Here is a 20,995-nt window from a genome sequence, read left to right as displayed (position 1 = left end):
CCTGCCCCTGTTCAGGCTAAAAACAGTTTATACGCCGGATTGTGCGTCTCCTCGCAATAGGCGTATCCAAGCGTGTTGAGGAATTGTTGGAATGCCGGCTGATCTTGCGGCGGCACCTGTATGCCAACGAGCACGCGACCATAATCGGCGCCGTGATTGCGATAGTGGAACAAGCTGATGTTCCAGTTGTGTGTCATGCTGTTGAGGAAATTCATCAACGCGCCGGGACGTTCGGGAAACTCGAAGCGATAAAGCACCTCATTGTCAACCTGCGGCGCATGCCCACCGACAAGGTGGCGAATGTGCAACTTCGCCAGTTCGTTGTTCGTGAAATCGAGCGCCTCTAGGCCATGAGCGCGCAGCATGCTGATGATGGCTTGCACTTCTTCCCGACGCTGGATCTCCAGTCCAACAAACACATGAGCCCAGGTGGGGTCAGCATAACGGTAGTTAAACTCGGTTATATTGCGCGGGCCGAGCAATGAACAAAACGCTTTGAAACTGCCCGGTCGTTCAGGAATGGTAACGGCGAGGATGGCTTCTCGTTCTTCCCCAAGCTCAGCTCGCTCTGAGACGTGCCTCAGGCGATCAAAATTCATATTCGCTCCCGAGGCAATGGCGACAGTTGATTGCCCCTCCAGGTTCTGCCGTGCGGCATAAGCTTTGACGCCAGCCACGCTCAACGCACCGGATGGCTCCAGGATTGAGCGCGTGTCCTCAAAGACATCTTTAATCGCAGCACAGATGGCATCCGTATCAACCAGCACAATCTCGTCAACAAACTGCTGGCATAGCCGGAACGTTTCTTGCCCGACAGCTTTGACGGCCACGCCATCGGCGAACAATCCGACATGTGATAAGCGGACGCGTTGCTTCTGACGCAATGATTGGTACATGGCATCAGCATCGAGCGGTTCCACGCCGATGATCTTAATGTCAGGGCGCAGCCGTTTGACATAGGCTGCGATCCCAGCAATCAATCCACCGCCACCGACCGGCACGAAGATCGCGTGCAACGGTTTGTTGTATTGCCGCAGAATCTCCATCGCCACGGTTCCCTGACCGGCGATGACGTCCGGATCATCATAGGGGTGAACAAAGGTCCGTCCTTCCTCGGTTGTCAACTGCCTTGCGTATGCGTAGGCCTCGTCGTATGAGTCGCCATGCAAGATCACGTGAGCGCCAAGCTTCCTGACGGCATTGACCTTGATCTGCGGCGTCGTCACAGGCATCACGATCACTGCCTGGCAATTGAGCGCTTGCGCCGCCAAAGCAACCCCTTGAGCATGATTGCCGGCAGAGGCTGCTACCACGCCACGCTGTCGCACCTGTGGATCAAGCCGCACCATCTTATTGTAGGCTCCCCGTAGCTTGAAGGAGAAAACTGGCTGCATGTCTTCGCGTTTCAGAAAAACGTGATGACCGAGTCGCTGCGACAACAAGGGAAGTCGCTCCAGCGGCGTCTCAATAGCAACATCATAAACCTGCGCGGTCAGAATACGTTCCAGGTAGTCATTGACGGTATTGTGCATAGTTTGCTCTTTCCTAGAACATCGGTATCAGTCATAGAGGAATATTGCCATGCTTTTTCGGAGGATTTGTGTCCCGTTTCGTGCTCAGCAGCTCGAGCGCGCGAATGAGTTTTGGTCGCGTCAGTTTTGGTTCGATGACTTCATCAATGTAGCCACGCTCAGCCGCTACATAAGGTGAAGCAAATTTCTCCTCATATTCTTGAATGAGGCGCTTGCGCACTGCCTCAGGGTCTGCCGCTGTCTGGAGCTCTCGGCGGTACAAAATATTGACTGCGCCTTCAGGGCCCATCACTGCGATCTCCGCCGTCGGCCACGCGTAATTGATGTCCGTGCGGATGTGCTTCGATCCCATAACACAATAAGCGCCTCCGTAGGCTTTGCGGGTAATGACCGTGATTTTTGGAACGGTGGCCTCAGAGAAAGCATACAGTAGTTTAGCCCCGTGTCGAATGATGCCGCCGTGCTCTTGTTGGACTCCGGGTAAGAAGCCCGGAACATCCTCAAATGTAATAATCGGGATATTGAAGCAGTCACAGAACCGGACGAAACGCGCGCCTTTAATAGAGGCATCAATATCTAAGACGCCTGCCAGATAGGCCGGCTGGTTGGCCACAATACCCACCGGCCGACCGTCAAGCCGAGCAAATCCAACGACAATGTTCGGCGCAAAATACTGGTGCACCTCGAAGAAATATCCTTCATCAACAACCGCATGAATGACCTCCCGAATGTCATAGGGAAGATTGGAAGCGGACGGGATAATGGTGTTGAGCTTTTCTTCAACGCGATCAGGAGGGTCTGAGCAGGCTTGTCGTGGCGGGTCCTCCATATTGTTAGAAGGCATGAATGATAAGAGCTCGCGGATGATGTGGAATGTCTCTGCTTCATCCTCGGCTAGGAAGTGAGCCACACCACTTTTGGCATTGTGCGTAGCCGCTCCACCCAAATCCTCTTTGGTCACTTCTTCGTGCGTCACGGCCTTGATCACATCGGGGCCGGTGATAAACATGTAACTGGTCTGTTTCGTCATCACGATGAAATCGGTGATAGCTGGGCTGTAGACAGCCCCGCCGGCGCATGGGCCCATAATGGCTGAAATCTGTGGGACCACGCCGGAGGCCAAGACGTTGCGCAAAAAGATGTCGGCGTAGCCGGCCAACGAGGCAACACCTTCCTGAATGCGCGCGCCGCCACTATCGTTCAGCCCGATAATGGGGACACCGATTTTCATCGCCAGGTCCATAATCTTACAAACCTTCTGCGCGTTCGTCTCAGATAAAGACCCACCAAACACTGTGAAGTCCTGAGCAAAGACGACGACCGGGCGACCATCAATTTTGCCGTACCCGGCAACAAACCCGTCGCCTAGAATCCGCTGCTCTTGCATCCCGAAATCAAGGCAGCGGTGGGTTTTGAATTTGTCAAATTCCTCGAATGTCCCTTCATCCAGTAACTGGTGAATGCGCTCGCGGGCTGTCATCTTCTGAGCCGCATGTTGCTTGGCAATGCGCTCGGCTCCACCGCCACTTTCGGCCAGCGCATTTTGCCGTTGAAGCAGCTTCAATTTCTCATGAATGTCCATAGCTTGTTTATTGCCCTCAGGTAGAAGTTTGTTTTTGCCCGCTAACTCTAACAAAGTTGATTAGGCCGATCAAGCATTGGGACAATATCATTAGCTGTCAGTCGGCCACGAACCAGAGAAGTCGGCCTGCCACCGCTCGTCAGCAAAAGCCGAGTCATGAAGGCTTGATGCAAGCATGCCTGAAGCGCAGGTATAGGTTCTTCCATAGGTTGAAAACCGCTGCGTGAGGCATCATGACCTCGGGGTACCGCGAAGCCATCCTGGTTGTGATACATGAAATTGCTATCGTGGTGTAAGACTGCTTGGGGTAGGGGAGAAATTCACCCAAGTCTTTTCCCATCATTCTTCAAGGGCGCATAGGCGGAACTTAAAATCTCTTGACAAGGTAGTAGCCTGTATGTATACTACGGCTCGGCTTTATCAAATTAGACTAAGGAGGGTGTTATGAACAAGGTTCTAGCGTTAGCCAGTATCCTTTGCACGCCAGTGGCAGTTGGTGTTGCCGTACCCAAGGTTCTTGGTATTTTGCTCGCTCTGCTCCAATTGGGCAGCAATATTGGGTTCGGAGCTCTGGTGGCGCTATTTAGCAGCCTGATTTTCTTTCCGGGCGGGTTCTTCCTGCCGTCAGATTTTGTGTTCATCCTGTAGTTGACTAGTCGCTTTCAGCAATCTGAGAGCGGCCTGGAAGCGACTCGTTTTACCTATGTGTTACTCCTTGGCAACTAGGAGCACAGAGGAATGCGTTGTCGGTTTTGCTTCGACACATGGAAGCAATTTATCTGACCATCTTGCCAACTTTAGTAAGTCGGTCTTGGCGTTTGAATCCAATTCTCTAGACTAAGGAGGGTTTTTATGAAAAAACTACTAGCTTTGGCTGGTGTTGTTGGCTCACCTCTATTACTGGCACTCCCAAGCGTTCTCCCCAAGGTAGCGGTATTGTTGCTGCTCTTTTTCCCGGCAGGATTCAACACAATTTTGTTGTTGACGCTTCCGCTATTGGTCATTGGGATTTTGGGCTTTGCTGGGCAGACGGTCTCCGAGAGTCTGCTTTTTATCCTGTAAACGATCAGCAAAATTCAAAGTCGCTTTCGGATGGGGGCCTGTTCTGAGTCCTGCGGTCTGAAAGCGACTTTACATTTTGAGACGGCTAGCGGATGACCTTTCATCGGCAACCGCTCATATAAGCTGTTTTCTGCATATTTACAGGGCTGGCTTGTATTTCCCACTTCAATACGTGCGACGAGATAGAGGAAGCCTCTTTTCGGGGCTATCAGCTTGCTTTGCCACAGAGCGACAAGGAACAGTAAGATAGTAGTGTGAGTTTTAACTGGAAACAGTTTGGAGTTTGCCTTGCGCTCTGCTTGCTGATTTTCCTTGCGGGTTTCATGCTCGCGGCTTCGATTAAGCTGCCTGATTTTCTGCTGGCCCAGATTGATGCCCGGTCGTTTGATCTCTCCATCCTTGAACGCGTGCGGTCAGCCGCCACCTTCAAATTGATTCTCACGACGAATTCAAAAGTCTTCCTGTTTTTGTTTATGGGTATCCTAACCTGCGGCATCGTTTCTATGATCCACTCGTTTCTGATTGGCAGCAGCCTAGGACTTGTCTTCGGTCAATTGACCGCAGCACCAGGCATAACATTAGCCTTTTTGTTGGCTACTGTTTTGCCACATGGGATTTTTGAAATTTCATCGTTTATGGTTATAGCAGCGTTGGGATTTTATTTCCCCTTCCGGGTGTATCGCCAGCTTCAAGGTGACACAGTGGATTGGACTACAGAAGTGAAAAACTACGCACGTATCGCGTTGGCGGCTTATGTGGTCTTAGTGATTGCTGCTGCTATTGAAACATTTTTGACGCCCGTGATTGCGGCTCGATATTTTCATCCGTGAAGTTCTATGAGTGCACCACAACCCTCTGCACAACCGGTCACAGAAGAAGGCAAGTCCTCTTTGTTGAAATACCACCTGACGCTCGTGGCCTTCTTTATCTTGAGTTGGACAGCACAATATGCCGGCTTGAATAAGTATCTCTCCTTCGTGCCGGAACAAATACGCGGTCTGTTGCAGGCGCTCTTTAGCGTGCTTTTTTTGGTCAATAGTGGGTTTTATCTGAGCCTGGTGCCGCTGGCCATGGTCTTCATCTTTTGCTGGTTATATTTGATGGACACACGCGTTGATCTACGCAAGCTCTATCAAATCGTTGTTCTTTCGATCCTCCCCCTTGCTGTGCTTATGTTGGGATTGTTGGTCTACACAGTCGTGTTTATGAAAGTAGATCCCAGCGTTTCGCAGAAGCTGACGGAGGTCTTCAATACCATGCTCAGCAATATAAACCAGCCCACGATTGATCCTGCAACGCAAGCAAAGATGGATGAATTGTTAAGAGCAAAACAGCAAGAGACGGCCAGCTTGACGCCGTTTTGGATCGCAGCGGCAATCTGCTCCTGCCTGATTTGTGGCCGGTTGTTATATCGGCGGCTTCAATTGGCTGCCTGGAAGGCATTCGTGATCCCTGTGACGTTTGCTGTGTCCATTATGCTTGTGCGCATGGTTATGAATACAGGTGGGGGGAGTGTCATGGACCGGGTCAAACAGATTGTAGAACCCTAGAGTTTCCGCTTGAGTCAATCCGTTTGAAAATGCGTGTTTGAGCATCGGGGACGGCGCGGCCGGGTGCATGCGTTTAGCCATGCGCTGCCCCAGAGCGAATGGTCACGGCTGGGCAAAAGCTCGGCTCATGGCAGGCTCATTCAGATGGGTTCTGTTCAGACGATGTTTGGATGATCAAGCTCTCGTTGTCAAGCTTGCTCAATTTGAGCCCATTCAGATGGGGTCTGTTCGGACCACATTTGCATAAACGGATGCCACTCTTCATGCAAGAGTGCTTCTACTTGCTCAGTGGATGATAGGTTCAGCGCCCGCTTGACCGTCTGTTGTAGAGTTGCGGCATCAACGCATCGAATGATGTCTTTAATGAACGGTATGAATTTGGGCGCCATACTCAAGGAGCGTACCCCCAGTCCTATCAAGACAAGGGCATGAAGTGGGTCCGAAGCCATTTCACCACACACTTCAACAGGAATGTTCGCATGGGTGGCTGCATCAACTGTCTGCTTAATGGCGCGTAGTAAGGCGGGGTGTAGTGCCTTATAAAGATAGGCCACCTGCGTATTGTCGCGATCAACGGCTAACAGGTATTGGATCAGGTCGTTCGTGCCAAGGCTGAAGAAGTCGGATTCGGCCGCCAACACATCGGCAATCATCACCGCTGCTGGCACCTCGATCATCACCCCGATAGGGACATTGTCCTGATGAGCGACGCCCTCAGCGGTCAATTCCTGAGCAGCCTGCTGGAGGATTTGTCGGGCTTGCCTCAGTTCGGTGATCGTGGATACCAACGGAAGAACAACGCGCACAGACCCGTAACACGCGGCTCGCAGAATAGCCCTTAACTGCGTGCGGAACACGTCACGCGCTTGCAAGGAAAATCGAATCGCGCGTAGACCGAGTGCTGGATTGATCTCCAATTCACGCCCAGACTGAGCCACACCAGTTTCAGCCCAGTCGAATGTGCGAATGCCTACTCCGTCAGTTCCGCAGGCTTGAGCTAATTGCCGATAGACGTTGAACTGCTCCTCTTCTGAAGGCAGCTCGTCAGCGGCCCGCGAAAGGAATAGGTATTGTGTCCGAAAGAGTCCGATGCCTTGGGCGCTATAGTGAGCGAGCATGTTGCATTCAGAGGGTAATTCGATGTTGGCTCGCAGGGTGATTCTGATGCCATCACACGTTTGCGCGGGCAACTGTGCGCGGGCTTGCATGAAGCTCCAGAGTCGCTCTCGTTCGGTTTGTCGGTGCTGATACTGGCGCACAGTCTCGTCTGTGGGGTGTAGAATCAACAGACCGCTCTGCCCATCAATGATGGCTGCCGCTCCGGCTTCAATCTCCTCGTACTGGTCAATCCCGACGACCGCAGGGATGCCCAGGCTTCGAGCAATGATGGCTGCGTGCGAAGTGCGTCCACCGGCTTGGGCCACCAGTCCGACAACCGATTCGACATCGAGTTCGGCCATGATGCTGGGCAAGATGTGTTGCGCCACCAGAATGGTTTGTTGGGGCAGCCCTTGCGGGGGATGATCGCCTCGCAGCATCGCTGTCAGCCGATCCATCACATCTCGAACATCACTGCCTCGCTCACAGAGGTACTCGTCTTTGATTTCAGCGTAGGAAGCCAGGATGCGATCGGTGACCGTCTTAACAGCCCATTCGGCGTTGACAAGCTCATAGCGGATGAGTGTTCTGATCTCTTCGACCAGTTGGCGATCCTCCAGCATGAGCAAGTGAGCATCCAGAATGTAGGCATGCGCTGATCCCAGTGTTTGTTCCAGCTTCGATTTGATCTGAAGCAGTTGCTGTCGCGTTTTATCAATGGCCTCGGTGAGTCGTTTGACTTCGTGTTCCACTTGTGATGGGTTCAAACGGAAGCGGAACACGCGCTCTCCGCGCGCGCTCATGCGAACGATCCAGCCGATGCCAATGCCGGGCGATACGCCCAATCCGCGCCATTGCTTCATCATCTGGTTGCTTGTTCTGTCATGCGTCGGTGTCATCGAATTGACGTTCAATGAAGTTTGCCAGTTCCTTCAAAGCTTCCGCTTCATCCTCGCCCGATGTTGTCAGGATGAGCTGCGTGCCTTGCGTCGCCGCCAACAAGAGAATGCCGAAGATGCTCTTGGCGTCTCCGGCGCGTCCGTTATCCAGTCGCTGCAATCGCACGTCACTCTTGAACTGATTGCTCACGCGGACGATCTTGGCAGCCACGCGCGCGTGCAGTCCGAGACGATTCCGAACGGTGATCGTTTGTTGTCGCATCGGGATATGCCGTTGCCAGGAGGCAGTTCATCGGCCTGAGCAAGCGATGGATCATGCTTTCGGAGTGAGAATTTCGCTGGCCAGGTAAATGTCCTGTTTTCCCTGATCCCGCACCTGCTGAGCTAAGGTCATCAGGTCTTCGTCCCCGCGTTGGCTAGCCAATCGAATGACCATCGGCAGGTTGACGCCGGTCACGATCTCGATTGGTTCAATCCCCATAAAGCTAGCCGCGATATTGGTCGGCGTTCCGCCCAGCACGTCGGTTAGCACCAGGACGCCACTGCCTGAATTAACCTGATCAATCGCCGCTTTGATCGCTTGGCGAGCCGTTTCCACATCATCATGCCAGCCGATGGAAACGGCAGTGATCTGTTGCACTTCGCCAACGATTGTCTCGGCTGCGTGAACCAATTCTCTGGCTAATTGTCCATGTGTTACTAAAACTCCACCGATCAATGTCTGTCACCTCCACACCGATTTGACCGCGGCGCGCCGGTTGCCAGCGCCCCTGTCAACTCGTGATGGCTCTGGGAATCAATACATGTCGAATTTTTTCCAGTCGCGATGTTGAACTTTCACCTTGTATCCTTTTCGTCGCAAAAATCGGCGCAGCGCTTCGGCCACCATCACCGAGCGGTGCCGCCCGCCGGTACATCCGATGCCAATGGTGAGATAACTGCGTCCTTCACGTCGGTAATGAGGCAGCAAGAACTCCAGCAGCTCTTGCAATCGGCGCAGCGTCTCCTGAGTCTCAGGCGACTGATTCATGTATGCCGCCACCTGCGGATGCTTGCCGGTCAGAGGGCGCAGTTCGGGCACGAAATGAGGATTGGGTAAGAATCGCACATCGAATAACAAATCCATGTTTGGTGGCAGCCCGTGCTTATAGCCAAAACTCACGATCAGAATATGCATCTCTAGGCGGCGTCCGTTGCCACTGAATTGTTCAATCAGGTATTGACGCAAGGCATGCACATTCCGATCGGAGGTATCCACGACCATATCGGCGAGCGCGCGTAAAGGCGCCAGCAGAGCGCGCTCAGCGGCAATGGATTGTGCCAGATGCTTCTTCTGTTGGCTTAACGGATGAGGCCGGCGTGTTTCTGAAAAGCGACGACGAATCGTTTCATCATTGGCCTCAAAGAACAGGACGGTCAGATGAATGTTGCGTTTTTTTAGCGTTTCATAGATATGGGGAAATTCAGGCAGGAACTCTTTCTCCCGAATATCAACCACAATGACGGCGCGGCTCAATGTTTCATCGGAGCGGTCACACAACTGAACGAATGTCGGAATGAGTTGGATCGGCAAGTTGTCAACGCAGAAGTAGCCGAGGTCTTCAAAGGCTTTGACGGCTGAGGTTTTTCCCGAACCGCTCAGCCCGGTAATAATCACAATGTGCGGAGAGGCCATGATTAGGACAAGAAATCAAGGCGCTAGGACTCGATTAACCCATAGTGTCCGTCTTTGCGTTTGTACAGCACCGACACGGCGTCTCGCTCGGCATCGCGGAAGACCAAAAAATGATCGCCCGTCTCAGACAGGTGGAGGGCGGCTTCTTCAACGGTCAGTGGTTTGAATGAATTGAGCCGTGCCCGAATGATTCGTGGCTCCGGCGCGGTTGTCTCTTCCAGGGCTGGGATCATCCGAGGCGCTTTGCGGGCTGTGCGTCGGCGGGCAGCGAATTTCTCTTTTTGTTTGAGGGCTTGGCGGTTGATCTTATCAATCGCTTGACTGACGGACGTATCCAAGTCAGTGGTTTCAGCCACGCCCGTCAGCCGGTGGTCGCGCCACGTCAGGATGATCTCCGTCCGGTGAGTATGTTTTTCGGCGGTGATGATCACATGAGCGCTGGCCGAGTCATCATGAAACAATTTATCAAGTTTCGATAAGTGCTTGTTGATACGTTTTTCAATGCGCGGGGTGATTTCAACATTCCGTCCGGTCAACTCTAGTAACATAGCCACCTCCTAGGGAGCCCGTCGGTCTCGTGAACTCTCGATGCCCATCAGCTTGCGGTATTTCGTCACAGTTCGGCGTGAGAGCCGAATGCCATTGCGGCCGAGAATGTTCACAATATCATCGTCAGTCAGCGGATTGCGCGGGTCCTCGCGCTCGATCAGTTCTTTGATGCGCAGCTTAATGACGCGTGTCGAGATTTCTCGGCCGTCATCTCGCGTCAACCCTTCGGTGAAGAACCGACGCAGCTCCATCACTCCTTGCGGGGTCTCGACGTATTTGTTATTGACCACTCGACTGATCGTGGACAGCGACAAATTCAACTCCTCAGCAATATCTTTGAGCAGCATCGGCTTGAGGTACTCCGGCCCGAAATCGAGAAAGTCTCGTTGCCGCCGGACGATCGCCTCACATACGCGGTAGATCGCTCGTTTCCGATGCTCGATATTTTTCAACAATTCCAATGCGCCGCGAAATCGCTCGCGCACAAAGTCGCGGACTTCCTTTGAGACGTCATTGCCTTCCAACATGCGCCGATAGGTCGGATTGATGCGCAGTCGTGGCACTTCATCATCATTGAAGATGAGGCGGTACTCGTCGCCAATCTTGACGATGCTCACTTCTGGCGTAATGTATTGTGGTGGCGTCGCCGCGTAATTCCGGCCCGGCCGTGGATCGAGCTGATGGATTTTGTCCATCTCGGCCTCGACGACATCCAGTGGCAATCCCAACTTCTTGGCCAGCTCAGGTAATCGGCGCGGTTGTAATTCTTCCAGGTGCTCAGCCACCAACGTTGCAGCCAGATCGTTTTCCCATCCGTGCTCTCTCAATTGGATCAAGAGGCATTCGCGCAGATCACGCGCGCCGACCCCCGGCGGGTCCAGATGTTGGACGACCTTCAGCGCAGCCTCAACCTGCTCCACCGGCCACGGGCCCATGGCAGCAATTTCCTCGAGGGTTGCCTCCAAGTATCCGTCCTCATTCAGATTCCCGACGATCGCTTCAGCGATACTCAGCATCTCGTCTGACAAACCGATCAGTCGCAACTGCCAGGTGAGATGATCATACAGGCTTGTTTTGCCCGGTGTGAGTTTTTCGATCAGAGAGGGTTCGTCCTCTGCGACTTCGCTCTGTGTGGTTCGCGGGCCCGGATCAAGATAATCTTGGAAGAACGATCCATAATCAATTTGATCGAACGGGTCACCGTTGGCCGTTGGTTCCGGGGTCACCGGCTCCACCTTCTCCAGCTCGGTTTCTCGCGGATGGATGGAGAATTCTTCTTGATCTGTCTTGGCCAGCAACTGTTGGCCGTCGGTCACCGGTTCGGTCACTTCTTCCAGGACCGGATTCTCTTGCAGCTCTTGATTTATCGCATCGAGCAACTCCACCTTGGTCATCGCCAGCATATCAATCCGCTGCTTGAGCTGAGGCGTAAGGATCAGCCGTTGAGACAGCGTAGTGTGGAGTTTGACCGAAGGCATACGCTACAACCTGAATCCTTCTCCTAGATAGACTCGTCGAACCATTGGATCATCCGTCAATTCTTGGGGCGTGCCTGAACGGAAAATTTTCCCCTCGTTGATGATGTAGGCGCGGTCGGTAATTGCCAAGGTTTCGCGCACATTGTGATCGGTGATCAACACGCCGATGCCGCGCGCCTTCAGATCACGAATAATAGTTTGCAGGTCCAGCACAGCCAGCGGATCAATTCCGGCGAATGGTTCATCAAGCAACATAAACTGCGGCTCAATCACCAACGCGCGGGCGATTTCCGTGCGTCGGCGTTCGCCGCCAGACAGGGCATACCCCATCGTTTTTCTCACATGGCGAATGCCCAGATCATCTAACAACGCTTCCAGTCGTTGGTAGCGTTCCTGTTTGCTTAGATTCAACGTTTCCAGGATCGTCAGAAGATTATCCTCGACGGTCATCTTGCGGAAGATGGACGGCTCTTGAGGTAAATAGGTCACTCCCTGGCGCGCTCGCATGTAAATGGGGAGCTTGGTAATGCACTTTCCTTTAAGGAAGATGTCACCCTCATCGGGATCAACCAAGCCGAGGATCATGTAGAACGTTGTTGTTTTGCCTGCGCCGTTAGGACCCAGCAGGCCGACAACCTCACCCGGTCGCACATGTAGCGAGACATTGTTGACGACGCAGCGTTTCTTATAGGATTTTTTCAAGCCGACAGCTCGCAGTGTTTCAGTGACAATGGCCGGATCAACCCAATCAGGCATTGAGGAGACGACTTCGCCGTGCCACACGTCGGGTATTTCTTTCTCTACAATGAGCTGCGACATCACGCCTCTACGCCTCAGTATTACTGGATTTTCCGCATTGATTTAACCCGTTGTGATCCTTCATGATCTCCGAGCACTACTTTATCATCGCCCATTAGATAAGTCAATCGAGAGCCCCTCTGCGCGGCTTCGTAGCGGTCGTCTTCAATGCGCGCTGGTCGGCCAATGATGACCACGCGCTCGTCGGCTGCCGTATAGACAGCCTGATCGCCGAATGCTTGCCGCTGTGGTTCGGTCACCACGACGTGCCCGTCAGCGACAACGCGTTCGATCTCGTTCAGCTCAGGCTTGAGGAACACACTGAGCTGATCGGCCATCATGCGCCGGTCAGCGTGCTGCAACTGCACCTGACTCTCATAGCGCACCAACCGATTGCTATCTTGATAAGTCATCCGCCCGGCACTGACGAACACTGGAACGAACGATCTAGCTTGGCCTGTTTGGTGACCCGCGGGAGCGCGATAAAAGCCCGATTTCACCTGACCGACCGCCACCATCATGCGTTCTCGACCGTACAATTCAAGGCGCTGGGCTGTCACATAGGCTTCCTCTTGCCACGCACGCGCCTTGCCAGTGTACACAGCAAAGTGATTCTCGTGATTGACCTCGACGCGATCCGCTGCAATGAACACGGGCGATTGTTGCTGTTGAAATGGAGTTGCTCGCTCGGTGGCCTCTTGGTTGTAGTAGGTCGTTGTCACGCGACCCTGTGCGACACTCGTGCCCGCTTGCACGTCAATCTGGATGTGCTCGGCGCGTGTGCGCGCGCGGCTATCCCAGATCACCGGCTCGCCACCACGCAGACTGATGATGTGAGTAGCTGCATCGTACGTGGCTGTATCGGCTTTCGCTTGCCGGTCACCTTCAACGAAATGGAAATCACCTGATTGCGTCAAGCTGGTCAGGTCTTGCGTCGCGCGATCAATCTGTCCGACTAGTTGTTTGCTCTTGGTTGTGCGCTTGGCTCGCGCCGACGTGGGTTTCAACGGCTCGAATTCCACCTGTACATCTTGGGCATTAAGCGTCTCGGCCAGATTACCATCCTGGTAAAACGCGATCTCCATTCGTCCGGCGCGAATCGTTTTGCGTTCAGCGGCGCGGCTCGCGGCCAGTGGCTCTAACACCAGTTCGACTTGGCCGGAAGCCGTGGCACGGTCTAGCTCTCGACCGCCTGGTTGATACAACAGCTCGATTCGATCCGCCACGAGCCGCTTCTGTTCCGAGCTGGACAGACTCAGTCGAGCTCTTTCTTGACGTGGTTCACTCGGAGCGCCTTTGACTGGCGTCACCTGCACGTCCACTCGTCCCCGATCACCGACGACTCGCGCCACATGCACGGCTCCGCCGGAGGATGGCACAAATGTCGCCTCAATGTGAAAGGCGCGCACCTGCCGCACCTCTCGAGCATCGGTGACCGTGGCCACCGCTCCACCTGTTGCCGTCGCCTGGTGCAATCGTTGCTGAGCGTCGAATAGAAACTTCATGCTACTGGCTCGCACCTCACTGATACGCGACTCGGATTGAAATGTCATGACGCAACGTCCCTGCGCCTCGACGTGTTGCAACTGCCGTTCGTGATTAAACACGGCTACCATCCGGTCAGCGCGCAGTGATTGTGTGGACTGTGTCAAACTCACATTACCGAGCAGGTGCACGCTGGCATCCGCCTTTGTGGCATACGCCGAGTCGCTCTGTAGGCGAATGATTTGGTTGGTCGAGCCGGTGGATGAGTCAATCTCGACGCGGACGTGCTGTTTGAAGATGATCTGCTCCTGTCCGGGCTGTGTCCGCACTTCGATGCCGACCACCTGGCCGCGCCAATGAGGATAACGGAATTGCACTGGTTGATCGCTCAGAATCAAGCCGGTTTTCTGTTCATACGTCAGCCGTTCAGTCTCCAATGACAACATGTCCCATGCTGTCACCGAGACGCGGTTCTGAAAGATGACGAGCGTTTGTGTTGGATCGTAAATACAGAAGCCAGCTCGCAGCGACCCACGTGGCTTCCCTGTCTCATCATAGAGTTCAGCCACCACATCTGTTAATTCATGGTGGCCGTCGTCATATACTTCGTCGCGCGCGGCTTTGAGAAACAAGGTCGTCTCTGCGCCCCGCTCTCGTCGGTGTTCGACATTTTCGGCAACGGAGACCAGCCGTTTACTCAGCTTGGGGAATGCATCGCCGGCGCGAGGGTTCGTGGTTGAGCGGTTTCGATAGGAAATGAAGATGGCGACCACCGTGCTGAGGAAGATAACGGCAGCAACCACCCTGACCAGTTGAGGCCATCTGTGAGCGCGATGAAGGTTCATCTTTAGTGACTCCTCACTTTGAGGTCTTTGGCCACAAGGTGTAGGCCGACCGAACCCTGATAGTAATGGGCGTCCACGGTGAAGGCGACTGAGACCAGTTCTCGGCCCGTCAACTCTACGTCCGCTTCGACGCCGTTCCACCAGATGACCTCAATGTCTCGCCCATGTTGCATGAGGCGGAACTTCAGGTGCTTGTCTTTGACGATGCGTGGCTCGCCAGCTATATGCGCGTGGCGCACGGCCAAGATCGGCTTCGGATTGCCATGCCCGAAGGGTTCTAATTGCGAGATGTCCTGCCAGAGATTCAATGTCACCTCAGGGATGGTCAATATGTGTTCGATGTCCAGTTCAGGGATCAGATCGTCTTGGGTCAGCACCGAGGCAGCATAGCGGTTCAGCCGTGACGCCAACGCACCGACCTGATCTTCGCGGATCGTTAAGCCGGCGGCATGTGAATGACCGCCATACTGCACAAACAGGTCAGCGCATTGATCCAGGCCGTTGAGCAAGTGAAAAGCGCGAATGCTTCGACCGGAACCATGACCAAGGCCATTATCCAACGAGATGACAATCGTCGGACGATAGAATTTCTCTACAATTTTCGCCGCCGCAATGCCGGTGACGCCGCGATGCCACCCGTGCCCGGCCAAAACGATCACCGAACCGGCGACCAGACTTGGATCGGCCTGAATCATCTGGTGCGCTTCATTCAACACCTGCCGTTCCGCTTGTTGCCGAGCCGCGTTTTGTTGATTCAGCTCGCGGGCTCTCATCTGCGCCTCCTCTGCTGTCCCGGCCCAAAACAACTCAACCACCGGATTCGCCTTCCCCATGCGCCCCATCGCGTTGATACGTGGGCCGACGCGAAACGCGATGTCATCGTATCCTATCGGTCGGTCAAGTTGAATACCCGATACATCCAGCAGCGCCTTCAGGCCATCGTTTTGAGGCCGACGCAGTCCCTCCAATCCGACTTTGGCAATGATACGATTCTCACCCGTCAGCGGGACCATGTCGGCAATCGTGCCGATGGCTGCGACCTTGATGAACGATTCCAGCGCCGATTCACGCCCCGCTTCTTTCAGCAGCGCATGCACCAGCTTGAGGGCAACGCCGACGCCGGCAAGCTCTTTGTCCGGGTAGCCGCAATCGGGCCGCCGTGGATTCAAAACGGCCACGCCGCGGGGCAAGCGGGTTTCCGGCAGATGATGGTCGGTAATAATGACGTCCACGCCGAGTTGGCGGGCGCGCTCGACCACATCATAGGCTCGAATCCCACAATCAGCGCTGATGATCAGTTTTGCGCCAGCCGCGTATGCTTGCTCAATCGCTTCATCTTTCATGCCGTAGCCATCCACCAATCGCTGTGGCACGTGATACGAGACGTTGGCGCCGAGCCATTCCAGAACTTTTCGCAAGATGATGATGCTGGTTGTGCCGTCCACGTCGTAATCGCCGTAGACGATGATCTTCTCGCGTTGGTGAATGGCGCGCATGATTCGGGTGACAGCTTTTCGCATATCGGTCATCAGATAGGGGTCGTGCAGATGTTCAATGCGCGGATGAAGGAACCGATATGCAGCTTCAGGATCGCTCAGCCGGCGGTGACATAGCAGATGCGATAGTATCGGCGACACGCCCAGCTCTTGTCTTAACCGATGCGTGGCTGCCTGATCTGCTTCCCGCACTCGCCACCGCTTGTGTTGCATGAATACTTGCTCCGAATCATCGTCAATTTGACGCCTTTAATGGAAGAAAAAATGTACCTACAACGAGCGTGTCGCGTCAACTTAATGAGGCTGTGGAGAAGGTATCAGCGTACTGGCCGCCAGAGCGAACCGGCGAAGCATCCTGGCTCGACGAGCACACTGGCAACCTGTATAACGAATTTTCATGGACGAGTGCGCGGTCAGTTCATCTCGGTGTGTCGCTTGATTGAAGGCAATGACGTCGGTTTGCTGTCGAGCTTTCAGGCGCGGTTTAACGGGTTGAGATTGAATCGGCCCTGGAATTGAGCCTGCACCGATTCAGCATACCGCCCGCCCTGCGCCAGTAATTGCTCGTGTGAACCCGATTCAATGATCCGACCGTTATCCATGACATGAATGACATCAGCTTGCATCGCCGTTGTGAACCGATGGGTGATCACAATCGCCGTGTGACCGGCAGCCAACTGGCGAAACCGCGCTAACCAATCCGCTTCTGCCCATGAGTCCATGGCGCTGGTCGGTTCGTCCAGGATAATGATCGGCGCTTGGCGGATGAATGCGCGGGCCAGCGCCACACGCTGCCATTCACCGACGCTCAGCTCAGCACCGCCAAACCACTTGCCCAACACCGTCTGGTATCCGTCCGGCAACCGGCGGATTGGAGCATCGGCGCCGGCGGCGGCGGCTGCCGCTTCAATCTGTGACATGTTCGGCGCTGCGGCTAGATCGCCGATGGCGATATTCTCTGCTGCCGTCGTGTGGTAGTGAACTGGCTCCTGAAACAGAACCGTGATCAGCCGGCGCAGCTCGATAAGCGGCCATTGACGTATATCTGTTCCGTCAATCGTCACGCGACCGGCTTCCGGATCATAAAACCGGCAGAGCAGTTTAATCAGCGTGCTTTTGCCGGCTCCGTTCGCGCCGACGATAGCGGCAATCTGGCCCGCGTCAACACTGAGGTTGAAATCCGCCAATGCTGGTTGTTGACTGCCCGGATAGCGAAACGTGACCTGCTCAAAGCGAATGCCTTCTCGCAATGCGGCTGGCGTGGCAGCCGGCGCAATCGGGTCGGTCACCTGTGATTGCAGGCCGAGAAACTCAAACAGGTTTTCGAGAAATAGGATATTGCTATAGGTATCACCCGCCTGCCCCAGCAGTGTTCGCATGACACGCTGGCCTTGGTTGAACGCTTGATAAAAGAGCGCCACGTTGCCGAGCGTGACCAATCCGCGCGCTGCTTGCCAGACCATCCAACCCATCGCGCCACAGATGGCTACAATGGCCATGCCGCCGGCAGCGAATCGAGCCATGGCTTCCCGGCGAGCTAGTTGCGCCGATTCGCCTCGCAGCCGTTGACGCAAGCTCTGAAAGGCCGTTTTGAAGTGGTCGCCGAGCGCAAACAGACGCAGTTCGGCTGCCGTTTCTTGTGATGTAAGCATGTAGTCGTAATAGCGGGTCCGACGCTGGTCTGTCGTGTTTCGCACGCGCCATTGGTGTCGGTGCATGGCTGATTGTAGCACTACGTGGAAGGCCGGTAGGGTGCTCACAATCAACAGCAGGGGAACCCACCACCCAAACCGCATCAACACACCGGCCATCGCAATCAACGTGATGCCGTTTTGCGCCAGGCTTCCTACATTCTCCAGCAACGCCACTGGTCGGCTGATGGCATCAATGCGAGCGCGGTACAGCCGATCGTAATAGTCCGGCGTCTCGTAAAAGGCCATGTCCAGCGAGACCGCTTTGTCGTGGATTAGCCCGCTGACATGATCGCTGACCAGCTCGGATTGGGTCGCGCGAATCCACGCCATGACGCTTTCCAGCCCCTCAATCAACAACAAGACCAAGGCCATCACAATGACCCATCGCAGCGCCGGCTCAAGCGCCTGCCACTGACCGCCGGCGTTCATGGCAGCAACCATGCTGTCAACGACGTTCTGAGTCAGATGGACGAGGGCAACCGGCAGCAGCCCTTGCGCGATCAACAACACAGCCCAGGCAATCGTCCACGGCCGCGCCGCCGACCACACCAAGGCAAGCGCCTGTGGTATGTACGGCAGTTGAGTCATCGCCCCGCTCAGCTTGACAGTGAGTATTTTGAGGCTCTCGTTCATAACGCCATGCGCAAGCCCGCTCAGGGGCATGTGACCTCGCAAGCGCCCATGTCAAACGCTTGCGCTCATGATACATTCCAGCGAGGCTCCTGCTGAGTGACGGATCGTTCACCTTCTTGTGTGGGACGTGTAACCCAGCGCCCTCTCACTCGCTGTTTCTTCTCACGTCTGGTGATTGTCAAAGCGGCGGCCAGTTTAGCAAAAAAGCTCATTGATGTAAAGAAACCTGGACAGCGGCCACGCTGTCCATTGCCGAACAATTCGACCATCTGGAATAATTGCGCGCGATGAAACGCTCACGCGCGAGCCTAGCCCCGCCGTCAGAACAATGCGTCGAACAATTAGAAACTTGGCGCACTCAATTCGGCGCCGAGGCCGAAGCTGCAAAGATCACCCTGCTGGACGCCTTGCCCGGCGCGTTTCCGCAGGAGGCATCGTTGTTGTTGCGATTGCATGAGGCGCTCTGTTTCATCAAGGCTTATCCTGATAGTCCGGCAGTGCTCCATCGAGTCAACCGGCTGCTGTATGAATTTGCCGACCGCCCTGAAGTTGCACGCGCGCGACGCAAGCTGGACGAGACAGGGATCATCACCACCACGACCGTCTATCCGTTTTCCTACCCGATGGCCTGCTGGCTAGCGCAATCCTATCCGGCTCACGTTGACATCGCATGGGATTGTTATGCTGACCCAGCGCCACTGGATAGGATATTGGTTCTGCTGACAACGCTGGCCGAGCATCCGGGCATTGATGATGAGCATGTGTCTTCGGCCGAGTGGCTGGCCAATGCTGCCGGGGGAGGCAATGCGTTTGTCTCTCTTATCAATCGGTTCAACACTATGAGCTGCGATGAAATGACTCGGCAGTCGCTCTATGATTCGCTCGCGCTGCCGTTGCGCTTGACGCTCGGTAAGGATTTTCCAAGTCGAACCACAGCGGCGATCAACGTTAAGAAGCCCTACTATCATCGTGAACCTTTGCGTCGCGGCGCGATTGACCTTCGGCGCGAGCTGCAGCGCCTGCCTGCACGTCGTCGGTTGAGCCGAAACGAAACGAGCCGGTTGATCAACCTGGCGAGGGCCTGCATGGCTGTTCGCCATCGGGAACTGGAAGCGTTCGATTACGCCAGTCCCGACGATGGCCTTCTGTACGAGTGCGGACGAGGATTGCGCATCGTCATGATCGGCCTGCAACCGGCGCGCCGATTATTTCTTGAAAGCGTTTATGCAGGCTTGTTGCTGAAGAACGGCGTTCCGATCGGCTATACGCTGGCCAGCGGCCTGTTTGAATCATCTGAGGTGGCATACAACGTGTTCGAGACGTTTCGCGGCGGCGAATCAAGCTGGATATTTGGCCGCGTCTTAGCAGTGGTCTACGATCTGTTTCGACCGACCGATTTTACCGTCATGCGCTACCAAATTGGCTATGAAAATGACGAAGCGCTCAGTTCGGGCGCCTGCTGGTTTTACTACAACCTCGGCTTCGAGCCACGAGGCCGGGCTGTCGTAAATCTGCTACGCGCGGAGCGAGAGAAGCTCCGCCGTGATCCTCGCTATCGTTCGCCGCGGCGCGTCCTGCGCCGACTCAGTCGGGAGAATATCTACTTCCATCTCGGCGAGCCACGCGACGAGCTGATCGGGCTGTTCCCGTATGAGAATATCGGGCATCAAGTAACACACCACATTGCTCGCGCCTATGGTGGCGATCCGATCCGGGCTGTGCAGACAGCAACGGCCAATGTCGCACAACGGCTCGGCGTCACTGACCTGAGCGCCTGGCCATCGGCTGAGCGCGAGGCGTTTCGCCGCTGGAGCGTCATGATCGAGTTGTTTCCCGATTTGGATCAATGGAGTTCAGCACAAAAGCGACAGTTGATTCGCATTCTGCGAGCAAAAGGGGGAAGGCATGAGGCTCGTTTTGTCAGGCTCTCGAATCGGCATCAGCGACTGCGAACCAGCATTTATCAGTTAGCTCGTGCGTGGACGTGGGATGATGCAGAGTAACCAGCAGGTTCATTCAGGGGCCGAGCTGCTGGCTCCTTTGAAAATAACATTTGAGCGATTCCTCGGAAACACCACTGATGAACACAGATGGGCAGTACCAATTGTAGGTTGAAGAATTCGGTCCTATCCGCTCAGACGCATTCTACGCGGGGGCCCACAGCGAGGCCCCCATACAGGCCTGCCCGCTTTCCTGGCAAAAACGCTGGCCCACAGCCACGCGGGGGCCCACAGCGAGGCCCCCATACAGGCCTGCCCGCTTTCCGGGCAAAAACGCGGGCCCACAGCCACCCTGTACGGGCGGCTCGCCGTGGCCGCCCGACTCCTCTGCTAATAACCATTTTCATGGTTCGTGGCGAGCACGGAGCTCATGGCCGATTCCTTGGAAAATAACCATTTTCATGGTTCGTGGCGAGCACGGAGCTCATGGGCGATTCCTCTGAAAATAACATTTGAGCGATTCCTCGGAAACACCACTGATGAACACAGATGGACAGTACCAATTGCGGGTTGAAGAATTCGGTCCTATCCGCTCACACGCATTCTACGCGGGGGCCCACAGCGAGGCCCCCATACAGGCCTGCCCGCTTTCCTGGCAAAAACGCGAGCTCACAGCCAC

At 54.8% G+C, this 20,995-nt stretch carries 17 protein-coding genes; 5 read left to right on the top strand and 12 right to left on the bottom strand.

The window, feature by feature from the left end; all coding sequences use genetic code 11:
* Positions 1-11: 11 nt before the first annotated feature.
* Together ilvA and NZ823_04615 are read right to left on the bottom strand one after the other, a co-directional pair.
* Positions 12-1,532, bottom strand: coding sequence for a threonine ammonia-lyase, biosynthetic (gene ilvA / locus NZ823_04620; GenBank protein ID MCS6804412.1), 1,521 nt, complete (start codon positions 1,530-1,532; stop codon positions 12-14).
* A 31-nt stretch (positions 1,533-1,563) separates the two neighbouring features.
* Positions 1,564-3,114, bottom strand: coding sequence for an acyl-CoA carboxylase subunit beta (locus tag NZ823_04615; protein ID MCS6804411.1), 1,551 nt, complete (start codon positions 3,112-3,114; stop codon positions 1,564-1,566).
* A 444-nt stretch (positions 3,115-3,558) separates the two neighbouring features.
* On the opposite strand from NZ823_04615, the gene NZ823_04610 reads away from it, so the two are divergent.
* The 4 genes from NZ823_04610 to NZ823_04595 all read left to right on the top strand — a co-directional run bounded on the left by NZ823_04610 (position 3,559) and on the right by NZ823_04595 (position 5,726).
* On the top strand, positions 3,559-3,762 hold the full coding sequence (locus tag NZ823_04610; GenBank protein ID MCS6804410.1) for a hypothetical protein: 204 nt from the start codon (positions 3,559-3,561) through the stop codon (positions 3,760-3,762).
* A 204-nt stretch (positions 3,763-3,966) separates the two neighbouring features.
* Positions 3,967-4,176, top strand: a complete 210-nt coding sequence (locus NZ823_04605; GenBank protein ID MCS6804409.1) for a hypothetical protein — start codon at positions 3,967-3,969, stop codon at positions 4,174-4,176.
* 254 nt (positions 4,177-4,430) lie between these two features.
* Positions 4,431-5,006 (top strand): stage II sporulation protein M, encoded by a 576-nt coding sequence (locus NZ823_04600; GenBank protein ID MCS6804408.1) that lies wholly within the window; start codon positions 4,431-4,433, stop codon positions 5,004-5,006.
* 6 nt (positions 5,007-5,012) lie between these two features.
* Complete coding sequence (locus NZ823_04595) at positions 5,013-5,726, top strand: hypothetical protein (protein MCS6804407.1); 714 nt, start codon at positions 5,013-5,015, stop codon at positions 5,724-5,726.
* Between the two features lie 188 nt (positions 5,727-5,914).
* On the opposite strand, the gene ptsP is transcribed toward NZ823_04595, so the two are convergent.
* From ptsP to NZ823_04545, 10 genes are all read right to left on the bottom strand, one after another.
* Positions 5,915-7,690 (bottom strand): phosphoenolpyruvate--protein phosphotransferase, encoded by a 1,776-nt coding sequence (gene ptsP, locus NZ823_04590; GenBank protein ID MCS6804406.1) that lies wholly within the window; start codon positions 7,688-7,690, stop codon positions 5,915-5,917.
* Positions 7,691-7,706: 16 nt separating this feature from the next.
* Entirely contained in the window at positions 7,707-7,985 is a 279-nt protein-coding gene (locus tag NZ823_04585) for an HPr family phosphocarrier protein (GenBank protein MCS6804405.1), read from the bottom strand.
* A gap of 51 nt (positions 7,986-8,036) precedes the next feature.
* On the bottom strand, positions 8,037-8,441 hold the full coding sequence (locus NZ823_04580) for a PTS sugar transporter subunit IIA (GenBank protein ID MCS6804404.1): 405 nt from the start codon (positions 8,439-8,441) through the stop codon (positions 8,037-8,039).
* A gap of 78 nt (positions 8,442-8,519) precedes the next feature.
* Positions 8,520-9,398 carry an RNase adapter RapZ gene (gene rapZ / locus NZ823_04575; protein MCS6804403.1) on the bottom strand — a complete coding sequence of 293 codons (879 nt, stop codon included), beginning with the start codon at positions 9,396-9,398 and terminating at the stop codon, positions 8,520-8,522.
* A 23-nt stretch (positions 9,399-9,421) separates the two neighbouring features.
* On the bottom strand, positions 9,422-9,946 hold the full coding sequence (gene raiA, locus NZ823_04570; protein ID MCS6804402.1) for a ribosome-associated translation inhibitor RaiA: 525 nt from the start codon (positions 9,944-9,946) through the stop codon (positions 9,422-9,424).
* A gap of 9 nt (positions 9,947-9,955) precedes the next feature.
* The gene (rpoN, locus tag NZ823_04565) at positions 9,956-11,425 is read right to left on the bottom strand and encodes an RNA polymerase factor sigma-54 (protein ID MCS6804401.1); all 1,470 of its coding nucleotides are present in this window, start codon (positions 11,423-11,425) and stop codon (positions 9,956-9,958) included.
* A 3-nt stretch (positions 11,426-11,428) separates the two neighbouring features.
* Positions 11,429-12,181, bottom strand: coding sequence for an LPS export ABC transporter ATP-binding protein (gene lptB, locus NZ823_04560; protein ID MCS6804400.1), 753 nt, complete (start codon positions 12,179-12,181; stop codon positions 11,429-11,431).
* Positions 12,182-12,264: 83 nt separating this feature from the next.
* Complete coding sequence (gene lptC, locus NZ823_04555; GenBank protein MCS6804399.1) at positions 12,265-14,553, bottom strand: LPS export ABC transporter periplasmic protein LptC; 2,289 nt, start codon at positions 14,551-14,553, stop codon at positions 12,265-12,267.
* A 2-nt stretch (positions 14,554-14,555) separates the two neighbouring features.
* Positions 14,556-16,262, bottom strand: a complete 1,707-nt coding sequence (gene recJ, locus NZ823_04550; GenBank protein ID MCS6804398.1) for a single-stranded-DNA-specific exonuclease RecJ — start codon at positions 16,260-16,262, stop codon at positions 14,556-14,558.
* Between the two features lie 260 nt (positions 16,263-16,522).
* Positions 16,523-18,376 carry an ABC transporter ATP-binding protein/permease gene (locus NZ823_04545; GenBank protein ID MCS6804397.1) on the bottom strand — a complete coding sequence of 618 codons (1,854 nt, stop codon included), beginning with the start codon at positions 18,374-18,376 and terminating at the stop codon, positions 16,523-16,525.
* 287 nt (positions 18,377-18,663) lie between these two features.
* Here NZ823_04545 and NZ823_04540 point away from each other — a divergent pair, with 287 nt between their 5' ends.
* Positions 18,664-20,379, top strand: coding sequence for a hypothetical protein (locus tag NZ823_04540; GenBank protein ID MCS6804396.1), 1,716 nt, complete (start codon positions 18,664-18,666; stop codon positions 20,377-20,379).
* Positions 20,380-20,995: the final 616 nt, after the last annotated feature.

The sequence above is a fragment of the Blastocatellia bacterium genome (assembly GCA_025054955.1).
GTDB lineage: Bacteria > Acidobacteriota > Blastocatellia > HR10 > J050 > JANWZE01.
This window is presented reverse-complemented; position numbering and strand designations above follow the sequence as displayed.